The following is a 23,880-nucleotide window of genomic DNA, read 5'->3' as shown; positions in this document are numbered from 1 at the left end:
CTAAATTGGAGGGACTAGATTACATTTAGTCTCTTAAGCTGATATGTGGCCACTGGTGAGCATTGGCATACTCAGTCAACGTTGGGTCTGCATCTACCGCCACCGGATTCGTCACCAATTGCATAAGCGGTAAATCGTTATGTGAATCACTGTAAAAATAGCTGATAGGAAAATCCTTCAGTTGTTTACCACGCTCGGTTAACCATTGGTTTAAGCGCGTCACTTTGCCTGCTTGAAAGCTGGGCACGCCACTCACCCCACCTGTATATTCTCCATTCACCATTTCAGGATCTGTACCTATCAGATGCTCAATACCGTAGGCGGTTGCAATCGGCTTAGTGACAAAGCTATTAGTGGCAGTAATCACCAAGCATAAATCACCTTTGGCTTTGTGCGCATCCACCAATGCTTGTGCTTTATCAGTCATCATCGGACGAATGACTTTTTCCATATACTTAAGGTGCAGTTTATCCAAAAATGTTTTGGGGTGCTGTGACAAAGGCTGTAACTGGAATTTCAAGAATGCATAAATATCCAAACACCCGTTTTTGTAATCGACATAAAATTGCTCGTTACGATCATGATGCGTTTTGGCGTCCAGCAAACCTTCTTCTATTAAAAACAAACTCCAGTTGTAGTCACTATCGCCTGCCAGCAGGGTGTTGTCTAAATCAAATAAGGCTAAATTCTGTATGGTCATACTTCTTTATTCTCTGTGGTTAATACTAAAAACACGCCGACTAAAATTACGGCTAGCGCGACATATTCATTGTGGGTGACTTGCTCATCGGCCAGCCAAATCCCCAGTGCAAATGCCACCACTGGATTGACAAACGTATTGCTACTGGCGACTAAGGGCCGTACATTCTTGAGCAGATATTGATAGGCGCTGTAAGCGACTAACGAACCTAATACGATTAAAAACAATATAGCGCCCCAAGACTTCACACTAATGGTTTGAGGCCAAGTCTCACCGGTGTAAGTGCTCGCCAACATCAAGGCAACACCACCGGCCAACATCTGACAGCCTGCACCCATCAAGCCTTTAGGCATGGCCAAATGCTTACCCCAGACCGATCCGAATGACCACGTTGCAGCAGCAAAAATTAACAATAGCGCGCTAGTAATATCACCGTGCAAACTACCGCCAATATTCAATAACACAATACCTAGCACCCCAATGGCGATGCCCAGCCACTCGCGACCTGTAATTTTATGCCCCCAGAACGAAGAGAATATTGCCATCCAAATGGGGGCGGTGGCAATGGCAAGCGCCGCCACGCTGGAGCTGACGGTTTGTTGTACATAACACACTGTACCGTTGCCTAGGGCAGGCAATAAAATACCGACGATAGTCGCACCCAGCCATTCTTGGCGCGTTGGATTTGGGCTACCCAAACAACGCATGACGATATACATGATGATCCCGGCCAGCGTAAAGCGAATGCCACCCATCAAAAATGGCGGAAAACTTTCAATGCCAAAACGGATGGCGAGATAAGTCGACCCCCAAATAAAATAGGTGCAGAACAGTGCGGCAACGATCAACAATGTTTGATTTTTACTAGACATAGTCACGCATTTTTAGAGTCATGAAAAATGCAAGCAACATGGCATCAACCATGCTAGCTTGCATCTGACCAAAGTGAGAAAAGCCAAGCGGATGACAACAAGCGAGACCGTAGCTACACAATCGGCACTCGCCATAGATCAGTCGCTCAGCATGCTGATTAAACCTGTGGATTCAATTTCTCAGATTTAGCATAAAGTTTATTTAAGCCATTTAAGTAAGCCTTGGCAGAAGCCACCACGATATCGGTATCGGCACCCTGCCCGTTGACAATGCGGCCACCTTTAGCCAAACGTACCGTCACTTCACCTTGCGCATCCGTGCCGCTGGTAATATTGTTCACAGAATAAAGCAACAACTCGGCTTCACTGTTCACAATCTGCTCAATGGCTTTAAAGGTTGCATCCACTGGCCCACCACCATTGGATTCAGAGCGCTTCTCAGTCCCCTCTTCCGACAAGGTGATTAACGCATGCGGCGTTTCACCAGTTTGCGAAGCCACTTGTAAATACACTAATTTATAGCTCTCTGAAGCTTCATGTACAAACTCATCGCTTACTAAGGCATGTAAGTCTTCGTCAAAAATCTCAGATTTTTTATCTGCTAAATCTTTAAAGCGAGCAAATGCTGCGTTTAACGCATCTTCACTCGATAACTCAATGCCTAACTCTTTCAAGCGCGTTCTAAACGCATTACGGCCAGACAATTTACCCAATGTTAATTTGTTGGCATTCCAGCCTACGTCTTCAGCACGCATAATTTCATAGGTTTCGCGGTGTTTTAACACACCATCTTGGTGAATACCACTTTCGTGCGCAAACGCATTGGCGCCCACAATCGCTTTGTTCGGCTGTACCGGATAACCGGTGATGGTTGAAACCAATTTACTTGTAGGCACAATTTGTGTGGTATCGATACGTGTAGTTAAGTTGAAGATATCACTGCGTGTTTTAATCGCCATGACCACTTCTTCCAAGCTGGCATTCCCCGCACGTTCGCCTAAGCCATTGATGGTACATTCCACTTGGCGTGCACCATTCATCACGGCAGCCAAAGAGTTAGCTACGGCCATGCCTAAGTCATTGTGACAATGCGTAGACCACACCACTTTATCGCTATTCTTTACGCGTTGAATCAACGTCGCCATGCGCTCACCCCATACGGCTGGGATACTATAGCCCACGGTATCAGGCACATTAATGGTTTTAGCGCCGGCTTCAATCACTGCATCAAACACACGCACTAAGAAATCGATATCTGAACGCACTGCATCTTCGGCAGAGAACTCTACATCATGCGTATATTCCAACGCCCATTTCACCGCTTGCACCGCACGTGCTAACACTTGCTCCTCCGTCATACGGAGTTTGTTCTCCATGTGGATTTTGCTGGTCGCAATAAACGTATGGATACGGCCATTTTTTTCCGCGTGCTGCATGGCGGGTTGAATCGCTTCTCCGGCGCGGCGCACGTCATTCTCACTCGCACGTGCTAATGAGCACACTTTGGATTTGGTAATTAAGCCAGCAATGGTATGGATAGCATCAAAATCACCAGGACTTGCAGCGGCAAAGCCTGCTTCAATCACATCAACACCCAACTTTTCCAATTGGCGCGCAATACGGATTTTCTCCTCTTTGGCCATGGCAGCCCCTGGGCTTTGTTCGCCATCACGTAAGGTAGTATCAAAAATAATAATTTGGTTTTGGTCTTTCATACAGGATTCCTAATCAGTTGCAGCGATTTTACTCGCAATGCAAAAAAACTTCGAGTTTAAGTCACGCGTTTTATCGGCGCGGACACGGAAATACTTAGAGATTTTGGGTTGGTTTTAGTGTGCGCTTGCGCGCAGCAGCAAAGCTGGGTGTAGCGCGTTTATACGGCGCAGCAGAGTAACTGACAGGTGTGCTAAATGAAATTCAGTTGCAGCAGGCAAAACAGTACAAGCGGCCATGGCAGCTGCCTGAGAAATCACTGTTTGATCTGTGCTTGGATTGAACATGGATTAACTATAACTGACTTTGCGCAGAACTTCAATCATAAAAATCATGAAATCCGCGTGGCCGACAAGACCACTGCAGCCATCGCTGCGTGCGCTAAATTTCTTTTTTCACCTTCTGTTTAAGCCACAAATAGTAGCCTGAGAGCGAGTAGACAAATACTACGGTAAACAGCACTTCTGGTGGGCTGTAAGAAATTAGCACAAATGCCAGCATGATGGCCAGCACGGCTACAAATGGAATACTGGCTTTTAAATTAATGTCTTTACCACTGTAAAAGCGTAAATCCGACACCATTGAACCTGCTGCAAACACCGTAATTCCCCAAGCGATCCATTTCATTTGTAAGGCACCAAAAAATATCTCGCGGCCATCCACATTGTATTCATAAGAAACCCAAACGAATCCCGCCAACAAGGCAGCGGCAGCCGGGCTAGGTAAGCCTTGGAAAAAACGCTTATCTTGATGCGGGTCATCTAATTTAGTGTTGAATCGTGCCAACCTTAAAGCTGCGCAAGCACAATAGATAAAGGCGGCAATCCATCCTAATTTATTCATGGGTTTGAGTGCCCATACGTACATAATCAACGCCGGCGCTACACCAAACGACACCATATCCGACAAGCTGTCATATTCTGCACCAAATGCACTTTGCGTATTGGTCATACGCGCAACACGTCCATCTAAACCATCCATCACCATGGCAATAAAAATCGCAACGGCCGATTGCTCAAAGTGCCCGTTCATGGCTTGTACAATCGCATAGAATCCAGCAAACAAAGCCGCAGAGGTAAATAAATTGGGCAATAAATAGATGCCGCGCTCGCGCAAGCTTGGGTTATCTGCATTTCTTCTGGATAGACGCTGTCTTGGTTCTGCCATGTTTTACACAATCGTAGATTAACGTGATGGGCTAAGTATAAATCAAGTCTGGCGCATCCACATCATTTTACGTATCAAAGCCTAAGGCTTCGGCACAAGCTAAAGATTCCAAGTTGAAAGATTCAAAGTGAGCCAAGTGCGACTATGTTAAAATCACAAGGATTACTTAGTCTACTTTGAACGACCTTCACCACATGCAATTTACTTTACACCAGCAAGATGGCCGCGCACGCCGCGGTACTGTGCATCTTGCCCATGGCGACGTACAAACGCCCGCCTTTATGCCTGTAGGCACTTATGGCACCGTAAAAGCCATGTCGCCACAAGAACTCAACGAGATTGATGCACACATTGTGCTGGGCAATACTTTTCACCTTTGGTTACGCCCAGGCTTAGAGGTAGTTGCCGCACATGGCGGCCTACATACATTCATGGGCTGGGATAAACCTATCCTCACCGATTCAGGCGGCTTTCAAGTCTGGAGCTTGGGTGATTTAAGAAAAATTTCTGAAGAAGGCGTGAAATTCAGATCGCCCATCAATGGTGATAGCTGCTTTTTAACCCCTGAAGAATCCATGCGCATTCAAAAGGTATTAAACAGCGACATCGTCATGATTTTTGACGAATGCACACCCTACCCTGCCACACATCAAGAAGCGAATGACTCTATGCAGTTGAGTTTGCGCTGGGCCAAACGGAGTAAGCAAGCACATCAAGGCAACCCCAACGCCCTGTTTGGCATCATCCAAGGCGGCATGTATGAAGACTTGCGCGACATCTCTCTAAATGGGCTGGTGGACATCGACTTTGATGGATTTGCGATTGGTGGCTTATCGGTAGGCGAGCCTAAGGAAGACATGCTGCGCATTTTGGCACACACGGCGCCGCAAATGCCTGCACATAAGCCGCGCTACTTAATGGGCGTAGGCACACCAGAGGATTTGGTCGCGGCCGTGAGCCAAGGCGTGGATATGTTCGATTGTGTCATGCCAACGCGCAATGCGCGCAATGGCTGGCTGTTCACACAATATGGCGATGTCAAAATTAAAAATGCGTTTTATAAACAAGATACTGCACCACTGGATGCGGACTGCGCTTGTTACACCTGCCAACATTTTACACGTGCTTATTTGCACCATTTGCATAAAGTGGGCGAGATTTTAGGTGCGCGCTTGAACACCATCCACAATCTGCATTATTACCAAGTGCTCATGCAGTCTATGCGTAGCGCCATTGAAAATGCTACTTTTGAAGCATTTAAACTTGAATTTGCACGTAAACGTGCCCAACTAAATGGCTAATCAGATTATCTAAAATAGTCTATGTTAGAATCGCGTGTTCATTTGTTTCATTTTTTTAGGAAGCTTGTCTATGTTTATCAGTAATGCATTTGCAGCGCCATCCGTACCAGGTGGGGATTTATTAAGTGGCATTTTGCCGATGGTCATTATTTTTATTCTGTTCTACTTTATGCTGATTCGTCCGCAACTGAAGCAAGCCAAGCAGCAAAAAGCCATGATAGACGCACTGAAAGCTGGCGACGAAGTCGCAACTTCAGGTGGTATTATTGGCAAGGTAACCAAAGTGAGCGACAGCTTCGTGAGCATCGAAATTGCAGCAGACACTGTGGTGAATGTGCAAAAACACACCGTGCAAACTTTACTGCCACCCGGCACTATTAAAGCCATTTAATCTGTTGTTTTAATCATTCAACGCCTGAGCGAGCCAAGCTATGAACCGTTACCCGTTATGGAAGTATATTTTAATTGCAATCGTCATCTTGATTGGCTTGCTCTACACCATTCCCAACTTCTTTGGGGAATCCCCAGCTGTACAAGTCAGCCCAGCTAAGTCCACCCTTAAATCAGACAATGCACTACTGCAAAAAGTGGAAAATACCTTACAGCTCGCCAGCATTCCATTCAATGGTATCTATTTGGATGCCACTGGTGTCAAGGTAAGGCTGGCCAATCCGGAAGACCAAATCAAAGCCAAAGACAAGCTGAATGCAAGCTTAGGTAAAGATTACACCATTGCACTTAACTTGCTGTCACAAACCCCAAACTGGCTGTTAGCCATTGGTGCCAAACCCATGTATTTGGGTTTAGATTTACGTGGCGGCGTGCACTTTCTATTACAAGTGGACATGAAAGCGGCTTTGGATAAAGCGGCAGAAAGCAGCGTGGGTGACTTCCGTACTGCGTTACGTAAAGAAAAAATCAACTACTTTGGTATTTCACGTGAAGGCCAGCTAGTTGTTGTTAAGTTTGACAACGCGGCAGAAGCTAACAAAGCGCTTCGTATCTTAAGCAAAGACTATCCAGACCTCACCTATGCAGTCACTGGCTCTGGCAAAGATTTATCACTGACCGCCAACATGGGCTTAGCCTCACAAAAGCGCACACAAGAATTTGCACTCAAACAAAACTTACAAACCCTGCATAACCGTATTAATGAGCTTGGCGTGGCCGAGCCCATTGTGCAACAACAAGGCTTTGATCGCATTGTGGTGCAATTACCTGGCGTGCAAGATACCGCCAAAGCAAAAGAGATTTTAGGCCGTACCGCTACATTGGAAATTCGCTTAGTCGATGAAGAGAAAACCGACTTTGCCACCATGGAAAAAGCCAGCAATGGCCAAGTCCCATTTGGTGATGAGTTGTATAAAGACCGCTCCGGCCGTCCAATCTTAGTGAAGAAAAGCGTGGTGTTGACTGGCGACCGCATTACCGATGCCGGCCCTGGTGTGGATGGTCAAAACGGCAGCTCCGTAGTAAATGTGACCTTGGATGGACGTGGTGCCGGCATCTTTAAAAATGTCACCCGAGACAACGTTGGCAAACGGATGGCTATCTTGCTGATTGAAAAAGGCAATACCGAAGTGATTACCGCGCCCGTGATTAATGAAGAAATTGGCGGTGGTCGTGTACAAATCTCTGGCATGGCCAACGCACAAGAAGCCACAGACATCTCACTACTATTACGCGCTGGCGCACTCGCTGCCCCGATGGAAATTATAGAAGAAAGAACAGTTGGGCCAAGCATGGGTGAGGAAAACATCAAACGTGGTGTGCACTCAACCCTATGGGGCTTTGCTGCCATTGCAGTCATGATGGTCATCTACTACATGGCATTTGGTGGTGTGTCCGTATTAGCACTGGGTGTTAATTTATTACTGTTGGTTGCTATTTTATCTATGCTACAAGCTACCCTTACCTTACCAGGTTTGGCAGCGATTGCATTAGCATTAGGGATGGCGATTGACGCTAACGTATTGATTAACGAGCGTATCCGTGAAGAACTACGCAATGGCAATACGCCACAAGCGAGTATTAGTGAAGGTTATAAAAACGCTTGGCATACCATTGTGGACTCCAACGTCACTACGCTGATTGCAGGTCTGGCCTTATTTATGTTTGGTACCGGGCCAATTAAAGGCTTTGCGGTGGTGCACGTACTAGGCATTTTGACTTCGATGTTCAGTGCAGTCTTGGTCTCACGCGCTATCGTCAACCTCGTTTATGGCTACCGTAGAAAAATTGAAAAATTAGCCATCGGGCAAATTTATAAAGCATAAGCAGCGACCTAACAACGATGGGCGCTGACGTTTAGCGCCATTAATTAAAGAGTAAAGACTATGGAATTATTTAGAATTAAAAACGACATCCCGTTTATGAGCTATGGTCGTTTAACTACTACTATTTCACTCGTGACATTTATCTTAGCCGTGTTTTTTCTTGCCACACGCGGCCTCAATTACGGCGTGGACTTTACTGGCGGTACCGTCATGGAAGTCAACTATCCGCAATCAGCCAATATCGATAACATTCGTCAGGCAGTAGATAGCATCGGACTTAAAGATGCCACCGTACAAAATTTTGGTACCAGCCATGATGTGTTGATTCGCCTACCGATCAAAAAAGGCATGTCGATTGCACAACTGTCAGAAAAAGTAAGCTCCGCACTGAAAGCCGCTGATCCACAAGCTGATGTACGCCGTGTGGAAAGCGTAGGTTCACAAGTAGGTGAAGAACTGTATGAAAACGGCGGACTGGCGCTTCTTTTGGTCTGTTTGGGGATTATGGCTTATTTAGCAATCCGCTTTGAATGGCGTTTTGCCGTGGCCGCCATTATTGCCAATATGCACGATGTGGTGATCATTTTGGGCTTCTTTGCGTTCTTCCAGTGGGAGTTCAACCTCACTGTACTGGCCGCTATTTTGGCAGTGCTGGGGTACTCGGTGAATGAGTCTGTTGTGGTATTTGACCGAGTACGTGAGAACTTCCGTAAAATGCGTAAAGCCAACGCAGTACAAGTGATTGATAATGCGATTACGCGCACGATGTCTCGTACTGTGATTACACACTTGATGACGCAAACCATGGTCGGCTCTATGTTGCTATTTGGCGGCGAGGTACTTCATAACTTTGCGTTAGCGCTGACCATCGGCATTTTGTTTGGTATTTACTCTTCTGTACTCGTGGCTTGCCCGATTGCCATGTGGCTGGGTGTGAATCGCGCCAACTTGATTGGTGATGTTGAGAAAAAACCAACGGACGCTTCTGCAGAAGTCGCGCCTTAAACTTTCAACCCCCGCCAATCACACTAAACACTTGATTGAGAAGGCTTGATTCAGTTAGACTCTAAGCCTTCTTAGTCACCCAGTCACCCCCCATTGGATAATATTCCTATCTCTTGGCAATTAGCCGCACTGGCCTTGCTACTGCTTATTTCAGGTTTTTTCTCAATCGCCGAAACCAGTTTGATGTCGCTCAACCGTTACCGGTTAAGGCATCTGGTCAAAGAGGGTAATCGCGGCGCTAAATTGGCCAGCGCACTGCTTGCTAAGACCGATAAATTACTCGGCGTGATTTTGCTTTGTAATAACTTTGCCAACGCCGCTTCTGCTACGTTAGTTACAGTGATTATTGTTGAGTTGTTTGGCGAGGGTGAGTGGGTACTGATGATCGGCACATTGTCAGTGACATTTGCCATTTTAGTGTTCAGTGAAATCTCTCCTAAAGTCATTGCCGCCGCTTACCCCGAAAAATTGGGCATCATGTGTAGCTATGTGCTCTATCCCCTACTCAAACTACTCTACCCTGCTGTGTGGTTTGTGAATCTGTTTGTGGAAGGACTGCTGAAGCTATTCAGAGTCAATGTCAATTTCAGCGAGTCCGCGCAATCTCTCACCATGGATGAGCTGCGCAGCATCGTCACCGATGCAGGGCATTTTATGCCTAAAAAGCACCGCACTATTTTGCTGAATTTGTTCGATTTAGAGAAAATCACGGTGGATGATGTGATGACGGCACATACCATGGTTGAAATTATTGACTTTGATCAGCCCATTGAAGATATTTTGCAGCGCATCTCTACCAGCCACCACACCCGCTTGCCCGTACGCGAGGGCGATAACGAAGAGATGATTGGTATTCTACACATCAGAAAAGTGATGAACCAAATCCGCGGTTACCAACATGACGACCCACTTGATAAAGAAGCGTTACGTGAGATTATCAGCGAGCCTTACTTCATTCCGGCAGGAACGCCTCTGTATACGCAAATTCAGCAATTCCAGGAAAACCAAGAACGCATTGCGCTTATTGTTGACGAGTACGGCGAGTTTAAAGGCTTAGTGACGCTTGAAGACATTTTGGAAGAAGTGATTGGCGACTTCACGACCCAATCCCCCAGCAGAATCGGCAGCTATCGCCAAGACGAAGATGGCGGTTGGTTGGTGGATGGCAGTAGCTCTCTGCGCGACTTAAACAAAAAGCTACATTTATCACTGCCAACCGAAGGGCCTCGCACACTTAACGGCCTAGTCATCGAGTATTTTGAAGATATTCCAGAGCCGAATACCAGCTTTAGAATGGGCGAACACACGCTAGAAATTGTGCAAACACAAGACAGAATCGTCAAAATCGTCAAAATCTTTCCATAATCGCTTAACCCTATTCAAATTGGGCTTGAATTTTTTAGCATTCGGCTCAAAATAAGAGTTAACAAGTAATCTTAAGTAGTAAAGTAAATGGCACAACCACATTCAGACGGCGATACCGCAATTAAGCCAAACGCAGTAAAACCTAAGCTGCCTGAAATGTTTAAAGTATTGCTACTAAATGACGATTACACTCCTATGGAGTTTGTTGTAGAAACGATTGAACGGTTTTTTAATAAAAGCCGTGAACAAGCGACACAAATTATGCTCAAAGTACATACAGAAGGCATGGGCGTATGCGGTGTATACCCGCTAGACATTGCAGAAACAAAAATGAATCAGGTGTTGACGCATGCAAGAGAGTCTCAGCACCCACTGCAATGCGTCATTGAACCCGCCTAACCTTGTATTGTTGAACAAGTAGAGAAAAGCAGGCTTAAAATTTAAATTGCAATCAATTGCCGATGCTAAGATGGTATGTGTTGATGGTGGCAGTTGTTTATAGACAAAGTAAAGTGAAAGTTAAGGTAATAAGATGATAGCTCAAGAGTTAGAAGTCAGCCTACATATGGCGTTCATGGATGCGCGTCAAAAGCGCCATGAGCTCATTACGGTAGAGCATCTCTTACTGGCCATGATAGATAATCCTACCGCGGCTGAAGTATTACGTGCCTGTGGTGCAAAATTTGATGTGTTACGCTCCGAACTCAACCAATATATTGAGGAGCACACCCCTACCGTGAATGGTGAGGGTGAAGTGGATACACAACCTACGCTAGGTTTCCAACGTGTGATTCAACGTGCCATGTTGCACGTGCAATCCTCTGGCAAAAAAGAAGTAACTGGCGCCAATGTATTGGTGGCTATTTACGGTGAAAAAGATTCTCATGCTGTGTTCTTCTTGCACCAGCAAGGCATTACCCGTTTAGATGTGGTGAATTTCATCTCGCATGGCGTGGCAAAATTACCTGAGGGTGAAGAAAAAGCTGACAGCAGCGATGTTGAAAGTGAGGCAGAACCGACCCCAGCAGGCGCACTGGAAAACTTCACACTCAATTTAAACGTACAAGTGGCCGCTGGCAAAATTGATCCTTTAATCGGCCGTGGTCAAGAGCTGGAGCGTGTGATTCAAACGCTTTGCCGTCGCCGTAAAAATAATCCACTATTGGTGGGTGAAGCTGGTGTGGGCAAAACAGCGATTGCTGAAGGATTGGCTAGCCGTATTGTGGAACAAGACATTCCAGATGTCTTAGCCAATGCCACGGTCTACTCTTTAGACATGGGTGCACTATTGGCAGGTACAAAATACCGTGGTGATTTTGAGCAACGCTTAAAAGCGGTGATGAAGCAATTGGCCGAAAAACCAGACGCTATTTTGTTTATAGATGAGATTCATACCTTGATAGGTGCAGGTGCAGCAAGCGGCGGTACTCTAGACGCCAGCAACTTGCTCAAACCAGCACTATCCAATGGCACACTTAAATGCATTGGCGCAACGACATATCAAGAATACCGCGGTATTTTTGAGAAAGATCACGCACTGTCACGCCGCTTCCAAAAAATCGATGTGGTGGAACCGAGTGTGGCTGAGACCATTGAGATTTTAAAAGGTCTGAAATCTAAATTTGAAGAGCACCATAGTGTTAAATATAGCGCGAGTGCTTTGACTGTAGCGGCTGAACTGTCTGCCAAATACATCAACGACCGTCATTTGCCAGATAAAGCGATTGACGTGATTGATGAGGCAGGTGCTGCGCAACGCATCTTGCCCAAAAACAAACAGAAAAAAGTCATTGGCAATAAAGAGATTGAAGACATCATTGCCAAGATTGCACGTATTCCGCCAAAAAACATTTCCAGCGATGATCGCAATGCGCTCAAAACATTGGAACGCGATTTGAAAGCAGTCGTATTTGGTCAAGACAAAGCGATTGATACCTTGGCTTCAGCCGTCAAAATGGCGCGTAGCGGACTAGGTCAAAACAACAAACCGATTGGTAGTTTCTTATTCAGCGGCCCTACTGGCGTGGGTAAAACTGAAGTCGCCAAGCAGTTGGCTTATATCATGGGCATTGAACTCATTCGCTTCGACATGAGTGAATACATGGAACGTCATGCAGTGAGCCGCTTAATTGGCGCGCCTCCAGGCTATGTGGGGTTTGACCAAGGTGGTTTATTGACAGAAGCCATCACCAAACAACCTTACTGCGTACTGTTGCTCGACGAAATTGAAAAAGCACATCCGGATATCTTCAACATTCTGTTGCAAGTGATGGACCATGGTACGCTCACGGATAACAATGGCCGCAAAGCAGACTTCCGTAATGTGACCATTATCATGACCACCAATGCAGGTGCGGAAAACATGTCTAAAGCCAGCATTGGCTTTACCAATGCAAAAGATGTGACGGATGAAGCTGCAGACCTCAAGCGCTTCTTTAGCCCTGAGTTCCGCAACCGTTTGGATGCTACTGTGTCATTTGGCGCTCTGTCACACGAGATTATCATTCGTGTGGTCGATAAGTTCTTGATGCAATTAGAAGATCAGTTGCATGAGAAAAAAGTGGACGTAACGTTCAGTGATGCACTCAAAACCTACCTTGGCAAAAAGGGTTTTGATCCGCTCATGGGTGCACGCCCGATGGCTAGACTCATTCAAGACACCATCCGTAAGGCCTTGGCAGATGAGTTACTGTTTGGTAAATTGGCAAACGGTGGTTCAGTGCATGTGGATATCGACAGCGAAGACCAAATCAAACTGGTGTTCAATGAAGAAGAAACCGCCGCCGCACCTGTGTAAACAGCGCAGTTTTCGTGATGATGAGTTTCAAATTAAAAAAGGCGCATATGCGCCTTTTTTAATGCCTGTCACTTAGCTTAAAACACATAGTTTAAGACTGATAAACGGGGTATTTCTGCATAATGCTTACAAACAATGTACTTTCTACCCACGCGCTTAACCACTGTGCCACAGCCACGTATGGCGACTGCGAGAACCAAGTTGCATCCACTGCAGCAAACTGACGGATAAACGGAAAGATAGCGATATCAGCGATACTGACCTGCTGCCCCATTAAATAAGGCTGCGCTTGTAATGCAGATTCTAGTGTTTGCAGAAATATCTCGCATTGCACGCGATACACAACCTGTGGCTGTTCAGGAAACCGCTCCGGATATTTATAGTGATCTAAGGCTTGCTTAAAATCACCATCGTTGTTTGTAATCCACTGCATCGTTTGCTCATGATTGGCGTGCAGCCAGCCTTCCGGATCATGTTGCTGCAATGCCCACATCATAATGTCCAGACTCTGTTCAAGTACCAATCCATTTTCCAACACCAACACAGGCACAGTACCTTTTGGGGACATTTGCAGCATATGTGTGGGTTTATCACGTAGCGATATTTCGCGGATCTCGACCTGAATATTGGACACATGTAGCGCCATGCGCGCGCGCATGGCATAAGGGCATCTTCGATAAGAATAGAGAATAGGTAACTGCATCAACCTAGTGATTTACAAACATCGTTTACCAGCTTTGGCCCTTGGTAGATAAGCCCACTATAAAGCTGTACCAGACTTGCGCCGGCCGCAATTTTTTCCACTGCGTCAGCACCAGACATAATGCCCCCCACGCCAATAATAGGTAATGCGCCTTGCAGGCGTTGTGATAACTGCTGTATGACCGCGGTGGAAGCGTGTTTCACCGGTGCGCCAGACAATCCGCCCGTCTCCTCAGCATGTGCCATGCCTTGTACTGCATCGCGCGATAAGGTGGTATTGGTGGCAATCACCCCGTCGATTTGGTGCTGCATCAATAGGTCTGCAATTTCCGCGACTTGGGTAGGCGTTAGATCCGGCGCAATTTTCAAAGCCACAGGCACGTATTGGCTATGCTGTTCCGTCAGTTTGGTTTGTTCAAATTTCAAACTTGCCAGTAAAGCGGACAATGCTTCTTTCTCTTGCAGCGCGCGTAAGTTCTTAGTGTTGGGCGATGAAATATTGACTGTGATATAGCTAGCATGCGCATATACCTTATGCATGCAATACAGATAATCATCTACAGCGCGCTCGTTCGGCGTATCAAAGTTTTTGCCTATATTGATACCGAGTACGCCTTTGTATTTGGCAGACTTTACATTCTCAACCAAATGATCAACACCCAGATTATTAAACCCAAAACGGTTGATAATGCCTTGTGCTTGTTTCACGCGAAATAATCGTGGCCTAGGGTTGCCTGGCTGTGGCCGTGGCGTCACGGTGCCCACTTCGATAAAACCAAAACCCAAGGTGGCCATGCCATCAATGACGGCTGCATTTTTATCCAAGCCTGCCGCCAATCCCACTGCGTTGGGAAACGTAAGGCCCATGACCTGACGCGGCGTTGTGTGATGTTGGTTTGTATTAGCACCTAGCAAGTGCAAACGCTCGGCCCATTTTAAGCTGGCCAAGGTGACATCATGTGCAACTTCGGCATCTAACTGAAACAATAAAGGTTTAAGGATTGGGTAGATATTCATACATGACTTCAATGGTTAGTGGGGAACATACACCAGATATTTATGTGCACAATATTTGCACTTAAATGCACGCCCGTGTGCGGCTTTGGAGACGGCTTTGGTTGCACAACGCGGACAATACACATCCGCACCCTCTTCCGTAGCTTCGTAATAGCCGGTATTGGTGAGCGTTTTTTCATTGGGCACTGTAGGCGGAAATGAAGATGGCTTACGGTGTATAAATGTGCCGAGGATGATCATCACAAGTGCGAGATTTTCAAGTAAGACATTGAGCTCTAGCCCAAATAGTGACTGGCGAATCAGGATATCGACATGATGGAATGAGGCTGCGCGGATTAAAATAAACGCGCACAGCAAAATAAGCCCAGACCACACTAGCTTGTAATTACGCCACAGATTCCATAAGTAGATACGCAATGTGAGTAGCAATATCACCATAGCGGCCCCAACCGTCACCACAAATGCCATTTGCAACAGTCTGCGTTGTTCGTACCAACCATGTGCGACTGATAAATCACGTATGGTTTGACTCAGCCAGGTTTGCAAATCTAACTGCTTATTAATACTAAGCAATAACAGCAGTACACCTAACCATAACCAAAATTGATAAGGCATGCCCTCATCTCGACTACGTTTGGCTTTTATAAAGCAGCGCGCTACTGCCGCTAGGTACACAACAACGGTTAACCATCCCCAGATCGTTGGGTCACCAATCCCTAAATGCCATCGACCATCTTGCGTTGCTGCAAACAACAATTGACTAAATCCACACAACACAACACCAAGTATTAATTGAGGCATAGGCTATCTTAATCACTGATTAGGTTAACGATTGTTGCAAAGTTCGCATTTCTTGCGCTACATCAAAGCCAAACAAAAGGCAGCATGTCAAAGTATGCACTGAACGCACCCGAAGGAGACCATCATGAAAATAATCAGTGACCTACTATCCACAGACTACGGTCTAATGAGCTTGATTGTGATTGCGGTTATCGCATTCACCATGCTGGGCCTTGCCTGTTACGCCATATACAAAGCCATGAAATAGCATCACCCAAGGATGCCGCACCGTCATTTGACGCGTACGGCTAAGCTATCTACAGCAGCACTTTCTCTATACCACCATTATTGGCTTTTTCTACATAGTCTTGCATCCAGTTCTCGCCAAGAATATGCTTCGCCATTTCCACCACAATATAGTCTGCTTCAATACCAGTGTCATCACCGTAGCGGGCCAGCCCTTGCAAGCAGCTTGGGCATGAGGTCAGGATCTTCACAGGCTGCTCAGGCGCGCCCACAGTCAGACCCATTTTCTCCATGCCTTTAGCCAGTTCTTCTTGCTTGCGGAATTTGACCTGCGTGGCAATATCCGGGCGTGCAGCTGCAAACGTGCCGCTCTCACCACAGCAGCGGTCGTTCAACGCAACATCCTGACCCATCAGTTTATTCGTCACTTCCAGCGGTTTATAGGTTTTCATTGGGCTATGACATGGGTCATGGTACATATAACGCGTACCCGTAACGCCAGATAATTTCTGGTCTTTCTCCATCAGGTACTCGTGAATATCTAACAAACGGCAACCCGGGAATATCTTCTCAAACTCATACTTCTGTAATTGGTCCATACAAGTACCGCAAGACACAATCACTGTCTTGATATCCAGATAGTTCAAGGTGTTAGCCACACGATGGAACAACACGCGATTGTCTGCCGTGATTTCTTGCCCTTTATCATGATTACCTGCTGAAGTTTGTGGGTAGCCGCAGCACAAATAGCCAGGCGGCAGTACCGTAATGGCGCCGACCTCATACAACATGGCTTGCGTAGCTAAACCCACATTAGAGAACAAACGCTCAGAACCGCAACCAGGAAAATAGAATACAGCTTCTGAATCTTCCGTTACTTTTTGCGGGTTACGAATCACCGGGATCATGTGATCATCTTCCACACCCAGCATCGCGCGTGAAGTCTTAGATTGCATTTTTCTTGGCATTGGGCGATTAATAAAATGAATCACCTGTGTTTTGATATCCGCTTTACCGACTGTCGCTGGCGGTGCTTTTTTGTCTTTTAGCAAGCCGAATCGCTTAGCGAGACTATGCGCAATATTTTGCACTTTATAGCCCCAACCAATCATAGTGGTACGCAAGAACTTAATGGTGGCCGGGTCTTTTGCGTTTAAGAACAGCATGCCTGCCGCCGTACCAGGGTTGAATTTCTTCTTGCCTTGCTCGCGCAAAAAGTTACGCATTTTGATCGATACATCACCAAAATCAATATCGACCGGACACGGTTTTTCGCAACGATGACACACCGTGCAGTGATCCGCCACATCGTTAAACTCATCAAAATGCTTGAGTGAGATACCGCGACGTGTTTGCTCTTCGTACAAAAATGCCTCGATCAGCAATGAAGTGCCTAAAATTTTATTGCGCGGTGAATACAATAAATTAGCGCGTGGCACATGCGTAGAGCACACGGGCTTACACTTACCACAACGCAAGCAGTCAGAAATATCATCGGCAATCTCACCAATGGCTGATTGCTCCATGATGATGGACTCTTGCTCCAGCAAACCAAAGCTTGGCGTATAGGCATTGTCTAAACCAGAGCCAGCCAGCAATTTACCTTTATTAAAGTGACCATTGGGGTCCACTTTATTTTTATAGGTAGTAAAAGTATCAATAGTGGATTGGTCCAAGAACTCCATTTTGGTAATGCCGATACCGTGCTCACCAGAGATCACACCATTCAAGTGTCTAGCCAATGCCATCACGCGCGCAACCGCAGCATGTGCGTCTTGCATCATGCCGTAATCGTCTGAATTGACCGGAATATTGGTATGCACATTGCCATCACCCGCGTGCATATGCAACGCAATGAACACGCGGCTTTTCAGCACTTTTTTATGAATGACGTCCAATTCATTCAATATCTTTTGATACTCACGCCCAGCAAAAATATCGGCCATGGGGCGCTTTAATTCGCGCTTCCAAGAAATACGCAAATCGTAAGACTGTACCGCGCGGAATACATTGTCGTATTGCGCGTGGCCTTTGCCCAACTCGCCCAATGTAGCAACAGGCTCATCCAGCGTATTTAAAATTAAACGCCATTTGGCACGCAAATCACGCAACAACTGCAAAGCAATCACTTGTTTAGACTGTACGCTCTCAGCATCCGCATTGCCCTCTTCGTCTGGCTGAATCGGCAAATCCCCTTGCAGGAACGTCTCTAGTGCATCCACCAGTTTGAGCTTGTTTTGAATTGACAATTCAATGTTGATACGCTCAATACCATCTGAGTATTCACCCAGTTTTGGCAATGGAATCACCACGTCTTCATTGATTTTGAATGCGTTAGTATGCTTAGCAATCGCAGCCGTACGTGAGCGGTCTAACCAGAATTTTTTACGCGCCTCAGAAGAAACAGCAATAAAGCCCTCACCATTACGTGCGTTGCACATCCGCACCACGGCTGAGGCGACTTCCCCCACTGCGTTTTCGTCGTCCGATGCGATATCACATAACAACACCATTTTAGGGCGTTGTTGACGCGCGGCTTTAGTAGCGTAGCCTACGGCTTTAATGTAACGCTCATCCATATGCTCCAAGCCAGCCATGATGACAGCAGGCTCTTGCTTGGCAGTCGCGTCTAAATAATCTTTGATCTCAACAATCGCAGGCACTGCATGGGATACATTGCCAAAGAACTCCAAGGCAATCGTACGCACATGTTTAGGCATGCGGTGCAGAATAAAAGTCGCGCTGGTGATGAGACCATCGCAGCCTTCTTTTTGAATGCCTGGCAAACCTGACAGGAATTTATCCGTCACATCTTTACCCAAGCCTACTTTACGGAAGCTTGGCCCAGGAATCGCAATGATTTCCGGCTCAGACAACAAAGTTTTCATGTCGATGTCGTAACGGCTAATTTTAAAGCGCGCCATTTCAATATCATGAATCTTGCCCAAGTTATGGTCTAAGCGCTCAACTTCCATCCATGTAGCATCGGGCGTCACCATGCGCCATGAGGCTAGGTTATCCAACGCAGTACCCCACAACACCGCTTTTTTACCACCAGCGTTCATGGCCACGTTACCGCCAATACAGCAAGCATCGGCAGAAGTCGGGTCACATGCAAACTCAAGTCCAGCATCCGTCGCCGCTTCCATGGCGCGACGTGTCACCACACCGGCGCCACACTCAATGGTCGCCACCTGACGCGCAACGCCAGGCAAGGTGCGCATTTGCACGCCAGTATGCTGGTCTAATTTTTCTGTATTAATTACCGCTGACAGTGGTGTGAGCGGAATTGCGCCACCGGTATAGCCAGTGCCACCGCCGCGTGGAATCACGGTTAGCCCGAGCTCGACACAAGCCCTGACCAAATAGGCAATTTCCGCTTCGGTATCCGGATTCAATACGACAAACGGATATTCCACACGCCAGTCAGTCGCATCGGTCACGTGTGAGACACGCGCCAGTCCATCAAATTGGATATTGTCCTTGCGGGTATATTTGCTTAGCTTACTTAACGCTTTCTTACGCAAATCGTACGTTTGACGGAAGTCATCGCTAAATTTTTGTACTGCTTGTTTGGCAGCTGCCACCAGCTTTTGTACGTTAGCATTGCCCGCGCTACGCTCATCAATGGCAGCAATACGGTGATATAGCGCATCAATCAAGGCTTTACGACGCTTAGGATTATCTAGCAAGTCATCTTGTAGATAGGGGTTGCGACTCACTACCCACAAATCACCCAGCACTTCAAACAACATGCGCGCACTACGTCCAGTCTTACGCTGCTCGCGTAATGTATTCAGGATTTCCCAAATTTCCTCGCCAAGAAACCGAATGACAATTTCGCGGTCTGAGAATGAGGTGTAGTTATAGGGGATCTCGCGCAAGCGCGTGACAGGCAATGCGTCAGATTGAAGAAAAGCAGCAGGTGTCGGTGCGTTCATTGATAGTTCATTACAAACAAAAACCAATTATAGCATGCTGTAGACTGCACAAAAACTACTAACCGCCTGTGGTTATTGACACCATTTCAGCAAAAAACGTTACAATTTTATGATGACACATTTTAAAAAAATTCTTATCCCACTTGCGCTGGCTGCGTTATTGGGTGCACTGATATTCAGCTTATCGCAAACAGCACAATCTCCGGATGTCACTTTCACGACCATTCGTGGTGAAAAGATACCCATGGCCGCATTAAAAAACAAAGTGGTACTGGTTAATTTTTGGGCCACTGATTGCCCAGGCTGCATCAAAGAAATGCCAGATTTGATCAATACATACAATGAATACAAACAAAAAGGGTTTGAAGTGATTGCAGTGGCAATGCCATACGATCCGCCCGCGCAAGTACTTAACTATACGCAACAAAAATCGCTACCTTTCCCAGTGATGCACGATGGACTGAGCGAAATGGTGCATGCGTTTGGCGGTGTTAACCTAACCCCCACCACGTTTCTTTACGATAAGCAGGGAAATCGCGTGCAACGCATTATTGGCGAGCTAAACTTTGCAGAATTGCGTCAGCTACTAGATAAAGAACTGCACTAATGCTGTGGATTAAAGCACTCCATATTATTTTTGTGATCAGTTGGTTCGCCGGCCTGTTTTATTTGCCACGCCTATTTGTGAATCATGCCATGGTAGATGATGCCAATACAAAAGCACGATTGGCGCTGATGGAACAGAAGCTATACCGATTCATGCTGCCGCTTGCAGTGCTTGCATTGGCATTTGGGCTATGGCTATGGTTAGGCTTTGGCATCACGGGCGGCTGGCTACATGCCAAACTGGCGCTGGTAATAGGCTTAGTGGCTTATCATCTATACTGTGGCAAACTGATGCGAGACTTTGCCGCTGGCAAAAATCAGCATAGCCATATGTGGTATCGCTGGTTTAATGAAATCCCCGTGTTAGTATTATTTGCAATCGTGATTCTAGTGGTCGTCAAACCTTTTTAGGTGAAAGGAACAGCATGGATATACTCAATTCCGAATGGTTAATCGCCATGCTCAAAAAATCGGGCAGCACACCACACAGCCGTCTACTGCATTTATTCGATCTGCTTGATGACTGGCTGGATGCGCCCAAAATGCAGCCCCGTGTTGACTTCAAACCATCTCAAGGCGACTCACCACTGGTACATTACCTTACGCTAGAAGCTGCCAAGGCAGGTGCAGCCATGCCTGAGCTATTGGCAAACCAACTGTATTTTATGGCGATTGCTGCCGCACAAGAAAAGCTGCATCACCAAAACCCGGCTAGCTTATCGCATGCAAAAAACGCGGCGAAGGCCTTGATCGCAGCGCAGACCAAACGTGAATTTCATGTACCTAAAAAACCAGCCTATGCGGTAGCGGCCAGCACCATACTCATTATTAGCAGCATGATTGGGTACCAGTTCTGGAAATACAACGCCATTGACCCAGTTGCACACACAGCGCAATTTGCAAGTGACACCATGCCAAACATGGGTCCAGCCACTGGCATGGTGGCCGATGCCAGCCACCTCACCGCCAGCCCGGAGCAAACGGCAGCACTATTTGCCCGGATTGAACAAATGCGTAAAGGCAATTGTCAATTAATAGAGGCTTTGCAACTGCCTGATTCTTATAAAAAAGTGTATTTTGAAAATATTATACTAGGCCAAATTTCCGTGAACCGTGAAGATCAACGACTGACCAACCAGCTACTCGACATGGTGAGGTGTAATTACACACCCATGCTGATGGCCAACTCCAAAAACTAACCCTAAAATCACTCTTAAAAATTACACTTGCACTATATATACAGATTAGTATAATGAAATTATGTCTGTGTTACGCGAACGAATATTAAGTACGGCAACCGATCTTTTTCAAACGAGAGGGATTAACTCGACTGGCGTAGACACCATTGTAGCCGAAGCTGGCACTACTAAAATGACACTGTACAAATACTTCCGCACCAAGGAAGAGTTGATTTTAGAAGTATTAAGAAAAAGCCAGTCTGATTTCCAAAGCTGGCTAGATCTTAAATTCAGCACAAGCAATCAAAAACCCACAGAAAAAATACAGCAATTATTTGACTTCATTGAAGAGTGGGTCAGCTCTCCTAGCTTTTTAGGCATGGGCTTTATCAAAGCTTCTGCAGAATTTCCAGATGAGCAGAACCCTATTCATCAACTTTCTTCGCAACAATCCAGAGATTTCAGACTGTATATTGCAAAACTAGCAGCAGACGCCAGTATTCAGGATGCAGACGGCTTGGCATTGCAGCTCTCACTGCTGTTTGAAGGCGCTGTACAAGCGGAGCAAATGAAACGTGGCTCTGGCGCCATCAAGTACGCGAAACAAGCTGCCAAAATTCTAATCGACGGCGCACGCAAATAATTCCACACTAAATGCTTAATGCTTGCTTTACGCCATTAAGCTACACGATAATGACGGATTATTATTCCGTACGTTTATCATGCATATTCTTATTTGTGGCTCACTTGCTTACGACACCATCATGGTGTTCCAAGACCAATTCAAAAACCATATCTTGCCGGACAAAATTCATAAATTAAGCGTCGCTTTTTATGTACCGGAGATGCGTAGAGAGTTTGGTGGTACTGCCGGCAATATTGCCTACAACTTGCAATTGCTAGAAGGCAACCCTCTCATTATGGCAACCGTGGGTGAAGACTTTACACCCTACGCCAAATGGCTTGAGCAAAATCAGCTGAATCAAGCCCATGTGAAATCCATTGATCATAGCTTTACTGCGCAGGCTTTTATTACGACCGACACTGAAGACAATCAGATTACAGCGTTCCACCCGGGTGCAATGGTGGAATCACATCAAAACAGTGTCAAAGACACTCAGGATGTGAGCCTTGCCATTATTGCTCCAGATGGCCGAGACGGCATGTTCCAACATGCGCGCGAGTGTTTTGAAGCCGGCATCCCGTTTATGTTCGACCCTGGCCAGGGTTTACCCATGTTCAACGGTGAAGAGTTATTACATTTTATCGACATGGCCGATTTTTTGGCCGTCAATGATTATGAGTCACAAGTCATTCAAGATAAAACCGGTTTGAACCTAGAGCAGCTGGCGGCAAAAGTGAAGGCGCTGATTGTGACATTAGGCGCCAACGGCTCCCAAATCTATGCCGATGGTCAACTGTTTGAGATTCCATGCGTTAACGCAGATAAGATTGTAGATCCTACTGGCTGTGGCGATGCGTACCGTGCCGGGCTGCTCTATGGCATGGTAAGAGGCTGGGATTGGCCAACGTGCGGCAGACTGGCGTCCACTATGGGGGCAATTAAAATCGCAAGTAGAGGCGGACAAAATCATCGACCAACACGCGAAGAAATTGAGAACGTCTATAGCCATGCACTGGTCAAAGAAGTGGCAGCAAAAGAAAAACTCACTCAATAATGAAACAATAGTTAAAGGAGTTCTGTATGCGTTACATTAAATTAGCATGCCTCATCGTCATCACCAGCATCCTTGCTGCTTGTGCAAGCTCAAACTCTGGTAGCGTATATAAACGTGACGATGCGCGCAAAGTACAAACCGTTAAAACCGGCATTGTAGAAAGTGTGCGCCAAGTGAAATTGGAAGGCACTAAATCCCCTGTGGGTACGGTTGCAGGTGGTGCCATCGGCGGTATCGCTGGTAGCTCAATTGGTGGTGGCCGTGGCAGCGCAATTGCCGCCGTGATTGGTGCTGTGGCAGGCGGCCTTGCCGGCTCAGCTGCTGAAGAAGTCGTGACCCGCAAAGACGGCATTGAAATCACGGTAAAACTGGATGGCGGCGGCTTGATTGCAATTGTGCAAGAAGCAGATGAAGCATTTAGTCCGGGCGAGAAAGTACGCATCGTAGAGAATGGCGAGACTTCAAGAGTCTCCCACTAATCGTCAGTGACACAGCAAACAGTGGTGATAGCGTTTCATTAAACTGTCACCACGCC

22 protein-coding genes are annotated in these 23,880 nt (G+C 46.4%); 14 read left to right on the top strand and 8 right to left on the bottom strand.

Annotation, left to right across the window (positions count from 1 at the left end; all coding sequences use genetic code 11):
* Positions 1–25: 25 nt before the first annotated feature.
* The 4 genes from A3Q3_RS0112095 to pssA form a co-directional block, all read right to left on the bottom strand.
* Complete coding sequence (locus A3Q3_RS0112095; protein WP_020183853.1) at positions 26–700, bottom strand: HAD family phosphatase; 675 nt, start codon at positions 698–700, stop codon at positions 26–28.
* Complete coding sequence (gene yedA, locus A3Q3_RS0112090; RefSeq protein WP_020183852.1) at positions 697–1,572, bottom strand: drug/metabolite exporter YedA; 876 nt, start codon at positions 1,570–1,572, stop codon at positions 697–699. The genes A3Q3_RS0112095 and yedA overlap by 4 nt, the downstream gene beginning before the upstream one ends.
* A gap of 158 nt (positions 1,573–1,730) precedes the next feature.
* Entirely contained in the window at positions 1,731–3,287 is a 1,557-nt protein-coding gene (locus tag A3Q3_RS0112085; RefSeq protein ID WP_020183851.1) for a 2-isopropylmalate synthase, read from the bottom strand.
* A gap of 379 nt (positions 3,288–3,666) precedes the next feature.
* A complete protein-coding gene (gene pssA, locus A3Q3_RS0112075; protein WP_020183849.1) occupies positions 3,667–4,452 on the bottom strand; it encodes a CDP-diacylglycerol--serine O-phosphatidyltransferase in 786 nt (261 codons plus the stop codon).
* 194 nt (positions 4,453–4,646) lie between these two features.
* Between pssA and tgt the strand changes: the two genes are divergently transcribed.
* The 7 genes from tgt to clpA all read left to right on the top strand — a co-directional run bounded on the left by tgt (position 4,647) and on the right by clpA (position 13,196).
* Positions 4,647–5,753 (top strand): tRNA guanosine(34) transglycosylase Tgt, encoded by a 1,107-nt coding sequence (gene tgt, locus A3Q3_RS0112070; protein ID WP_020183848.1) that lies wholly within the window; start codon positions 4,647–4,649, stop codon positions 5,751–5,753.
* Positions 5,754–5,823: 70 nt separating this feature from the next.
* Entirely contained in the window at positions 5,824–6,144 is a 321-nt protein-coding gene (yajC, locus tag A3Q3_RS0112065) for a preprotein translocase subunit YajC (RefSeq protein ID WP_020183847.1), read from the top strand.
* Positions 6,145–6,184: 40 nt separating this feature from the next.
* Positions 6,185–8,029, top strand: a complete 1,845-nt coding sequence (secD, locus tag A3Q3_RS0112060; protein WP_020183846.1) for a protein translocase subunit SecD — start codon at positions 6,185–6,187, stop codon at positions 8,027–8,029.
* A 60-nt stretch (positions 8,030–8,089) separates the two neighbouring features.
* On the top strand, positions 8,090–9,034 hold the full coding sequence (gene secF / locus A3Q3_RS0112055) for a protein translocase subunit SecF (RefSeq protein ID WP_020183845.1): 945 nt from the start codon (positions 8,090–8,092) through the stop codon (positions 9,032–9,034).
* A gap of 93 nt (positions 9,035–9,127) precedes the next feature.
* Positions 9,128–10,399 carry an HlyC/CorC family transporter gene (locus A3Q3_RS0112050; RefSeq protein WP_020183844.1) on the top strand — a complete coding sequence of 424 codons (1,272 nt, stop codon included), beginning with the start codon at positions 9,128–9,130 and terminating at the stop codon, positions 10,397–10,399.
* Between the two features lie 87 nt (positions 10,400–10,486).
* A complete protein-coding gene (gene clpS, locus A3Q3_RS0112045) occupies positions 10,487–10,798 on the top strand; it encodes an ATP-dependent Clp protease adapter ClpS (RefSeq protein WP_020183843.1) in 312 nt (103 codons plus the stop codon).
* A gap of 133 nt (positions 10,799–10,931) precedes the next feature.
* On the top strand, positions 10,932–13,196 hold the full coding sequence (gene clpA, locus A3Q3_RS0112040) for an ATP-dependent Clp protease ATP-binding subunit ClpA (RefSeq protein ID WP_020183842.1): 2,265 nt from the start codon (positions 10,932–10,934) through the stop codon (positions 13,194–13,196).
* Positions 13,197–13,287: 91 nt separating this feature from the next.
* On the opposite strand, the gene A3Q3_RS0112035 is transcribed toward clpA, so the two are convergent.
* Genes A3Q3_RS0112035 through A3Q3_RS0112025 form a run of 3 tightly spaced genes read right to left on the bottom strand, consistent with a single transcriptional unit; the run spans position 13,288 to position 15,716 of the window.
* Positions 13,288–13,899: a glutathione S-transferase gene (locus tag A3Q3_RS0112035; RefSeq protein ID WP_026361911.1), complete on the bottom strand. Its 612-nt coding sequence runs from the start codon at positions 13,897–13,899 to the stop codon at positions 13,288–13,290.
* Complete coding sequence (locus A3Q3_RS0112030; RefSeq protein WP_020183840.1) at positions 13,899–14,915, bottom strand: quinone-dependent dihydroorotate dehydrogenase; 1,017 nt, start codon at positions 14,913–14,915, stop codon at positions 13,899–13,901. Before A3Q3_RS0112030 ends, A3Q3_RS0112035 begins: the two co-directional genes overlap by 1 nt.
* Before the next feature lie 15 nt (positions 14,916–14,930).
* Positions 14,931–15,716 carry a hypothetical protein gene (locus A3Q3_RS0112025; RefSeq protein WP_020183839.1) on the bottom strand — a complete coding sequence of 262 codons (786 nt, stop codon included), beginning with the start codon at positions 15,714–15,716 and terminating at the stop codon, positions 14,931–14,933.
* A 124-nt stretch (positions 15,717–15,840) separates the two neighbouring features.
* Here A3Q3_RS0112025 and A3Q3_RS14350 point away from each other — a divergent pair, with 124 nt between their 5' ends.
* A complete protein-coding gene (locus A3Q3_RS14350; protein WP_020183838.1) occupies positions 15,841–15,963 on the top strand; it encodes a DUF3149 domain-containing protein in 123 nt (40 codons plus the stop codon).
* Between the two features lie 49 nt (positions 15,964–16,012).
* On the opposite strand, the gene A3Q3_RS0112015 is transcribed toward A3Q3_RS14350, so the two are convergent.
* A complete protein-coding gene (locus tag A3Q3_RS0112015; RefSeq protein ID WP_020183837.1) occupies positions 16,013–19,882 on the bottom strand; it encodes a DUF3683 domain-containing protein in 3,870 nt (1,289 codons plus the stop codon).
* A gap of 109 nt (positions 19,883–19,991) precedes the next feature.
* On the opposite strand from A3Q3_RS0112015, the gene A3Q3_RS0112010 reads away from it, so the two are divergent.
* The 6 genes from A3Q3_RS0112010 (at position 19,992) to A3Q3_RS0111985 (ending at position 23,824) form a co-directional block, all read left to right on the top strand.
* Complete coding sequence (locus A3Q3_RS0112010) at positions 19,992–20,489, top strand: redoxin family protein (RefSeq protein ID WP_020183836.1); 498 nt, start codon at positions 19,992–19,994, stop codon at positions 20,487–20,489.
* A complete protein-coding gene (locus tag A3Q3_RS0112005; RefSeq protein ID WP_020183835.1) occupies positions 20,489–20,899 on the top strand; it encodes a CopD family protein in 411 nt (136 codons plus the stop codon). Before A3Q3_RS0112010 ends, A3Q3_RS0112005 begins: the two co-directional genes overlap by 1 nt.
* 14 nt (positions 20,900–20,913) lie before the next feature.
* Entirely contained in the window at positions 20,914–21,687 is a 774-nt protein-coding gene (locus A3Q3_RS0112000; protein WP_020183834.1) for a hypothetical protein, read from the top strand.
* 61 nt (positions 21,688–21,748) lie between these two features.
* A complete protein-coding gene (locus tag A3Q3_RS0111995; protein ID WP_020183833.1) occupies positions 21,749–22,309 on the top strand; it encodes a TetR/AcrR family transcriptional regulator in 561 nt (186 codons plus the stop codon).
* 79 nt (positions 22,310–22,388) lie between these two features.
* A complete protein-coding gene (locus A3Q3_RS0111990) occupies positions 22,389–23,345 on the top strand; it encodes a carbohydrate kinase family protein (protein ID WP_026361909.1) in 957 nt (318 codons plus the stop codon).
* A 26-nt stretch (positions 23,346–23,371) separates the two neighbouring features.
* Positions 23,372–23,824 carry a glycine zipper 2TM domain-containing protein gene (locus A3Q3_RS0111985; RefSeq protein WP_020183831.1) on the top strand — a complete coding sequence of 151 codons (453 nt, stop codon included), beginning with the start codon at positions 23,372–23,374 and terminating at the stop codon, positions 23,822–23,824.
* The last annotated feature ends 56 nt before the right edge of the window (positions 23,825–23,880 follow it).

Origin of the sequence: Methylotenera sp. 1P/1, from assembly GCF_000384355.1 — a bacterium.
In the GTDB taxonomy this organism is placed as follows: Bacteria; Pseudomonadota; Gammaproteobacteria; order Burkholderiales; family Methylophilaceae; genus Methylophilus.
This window is presented reverse-complemented; position numbering and strand designations above follow the sequence as displayed.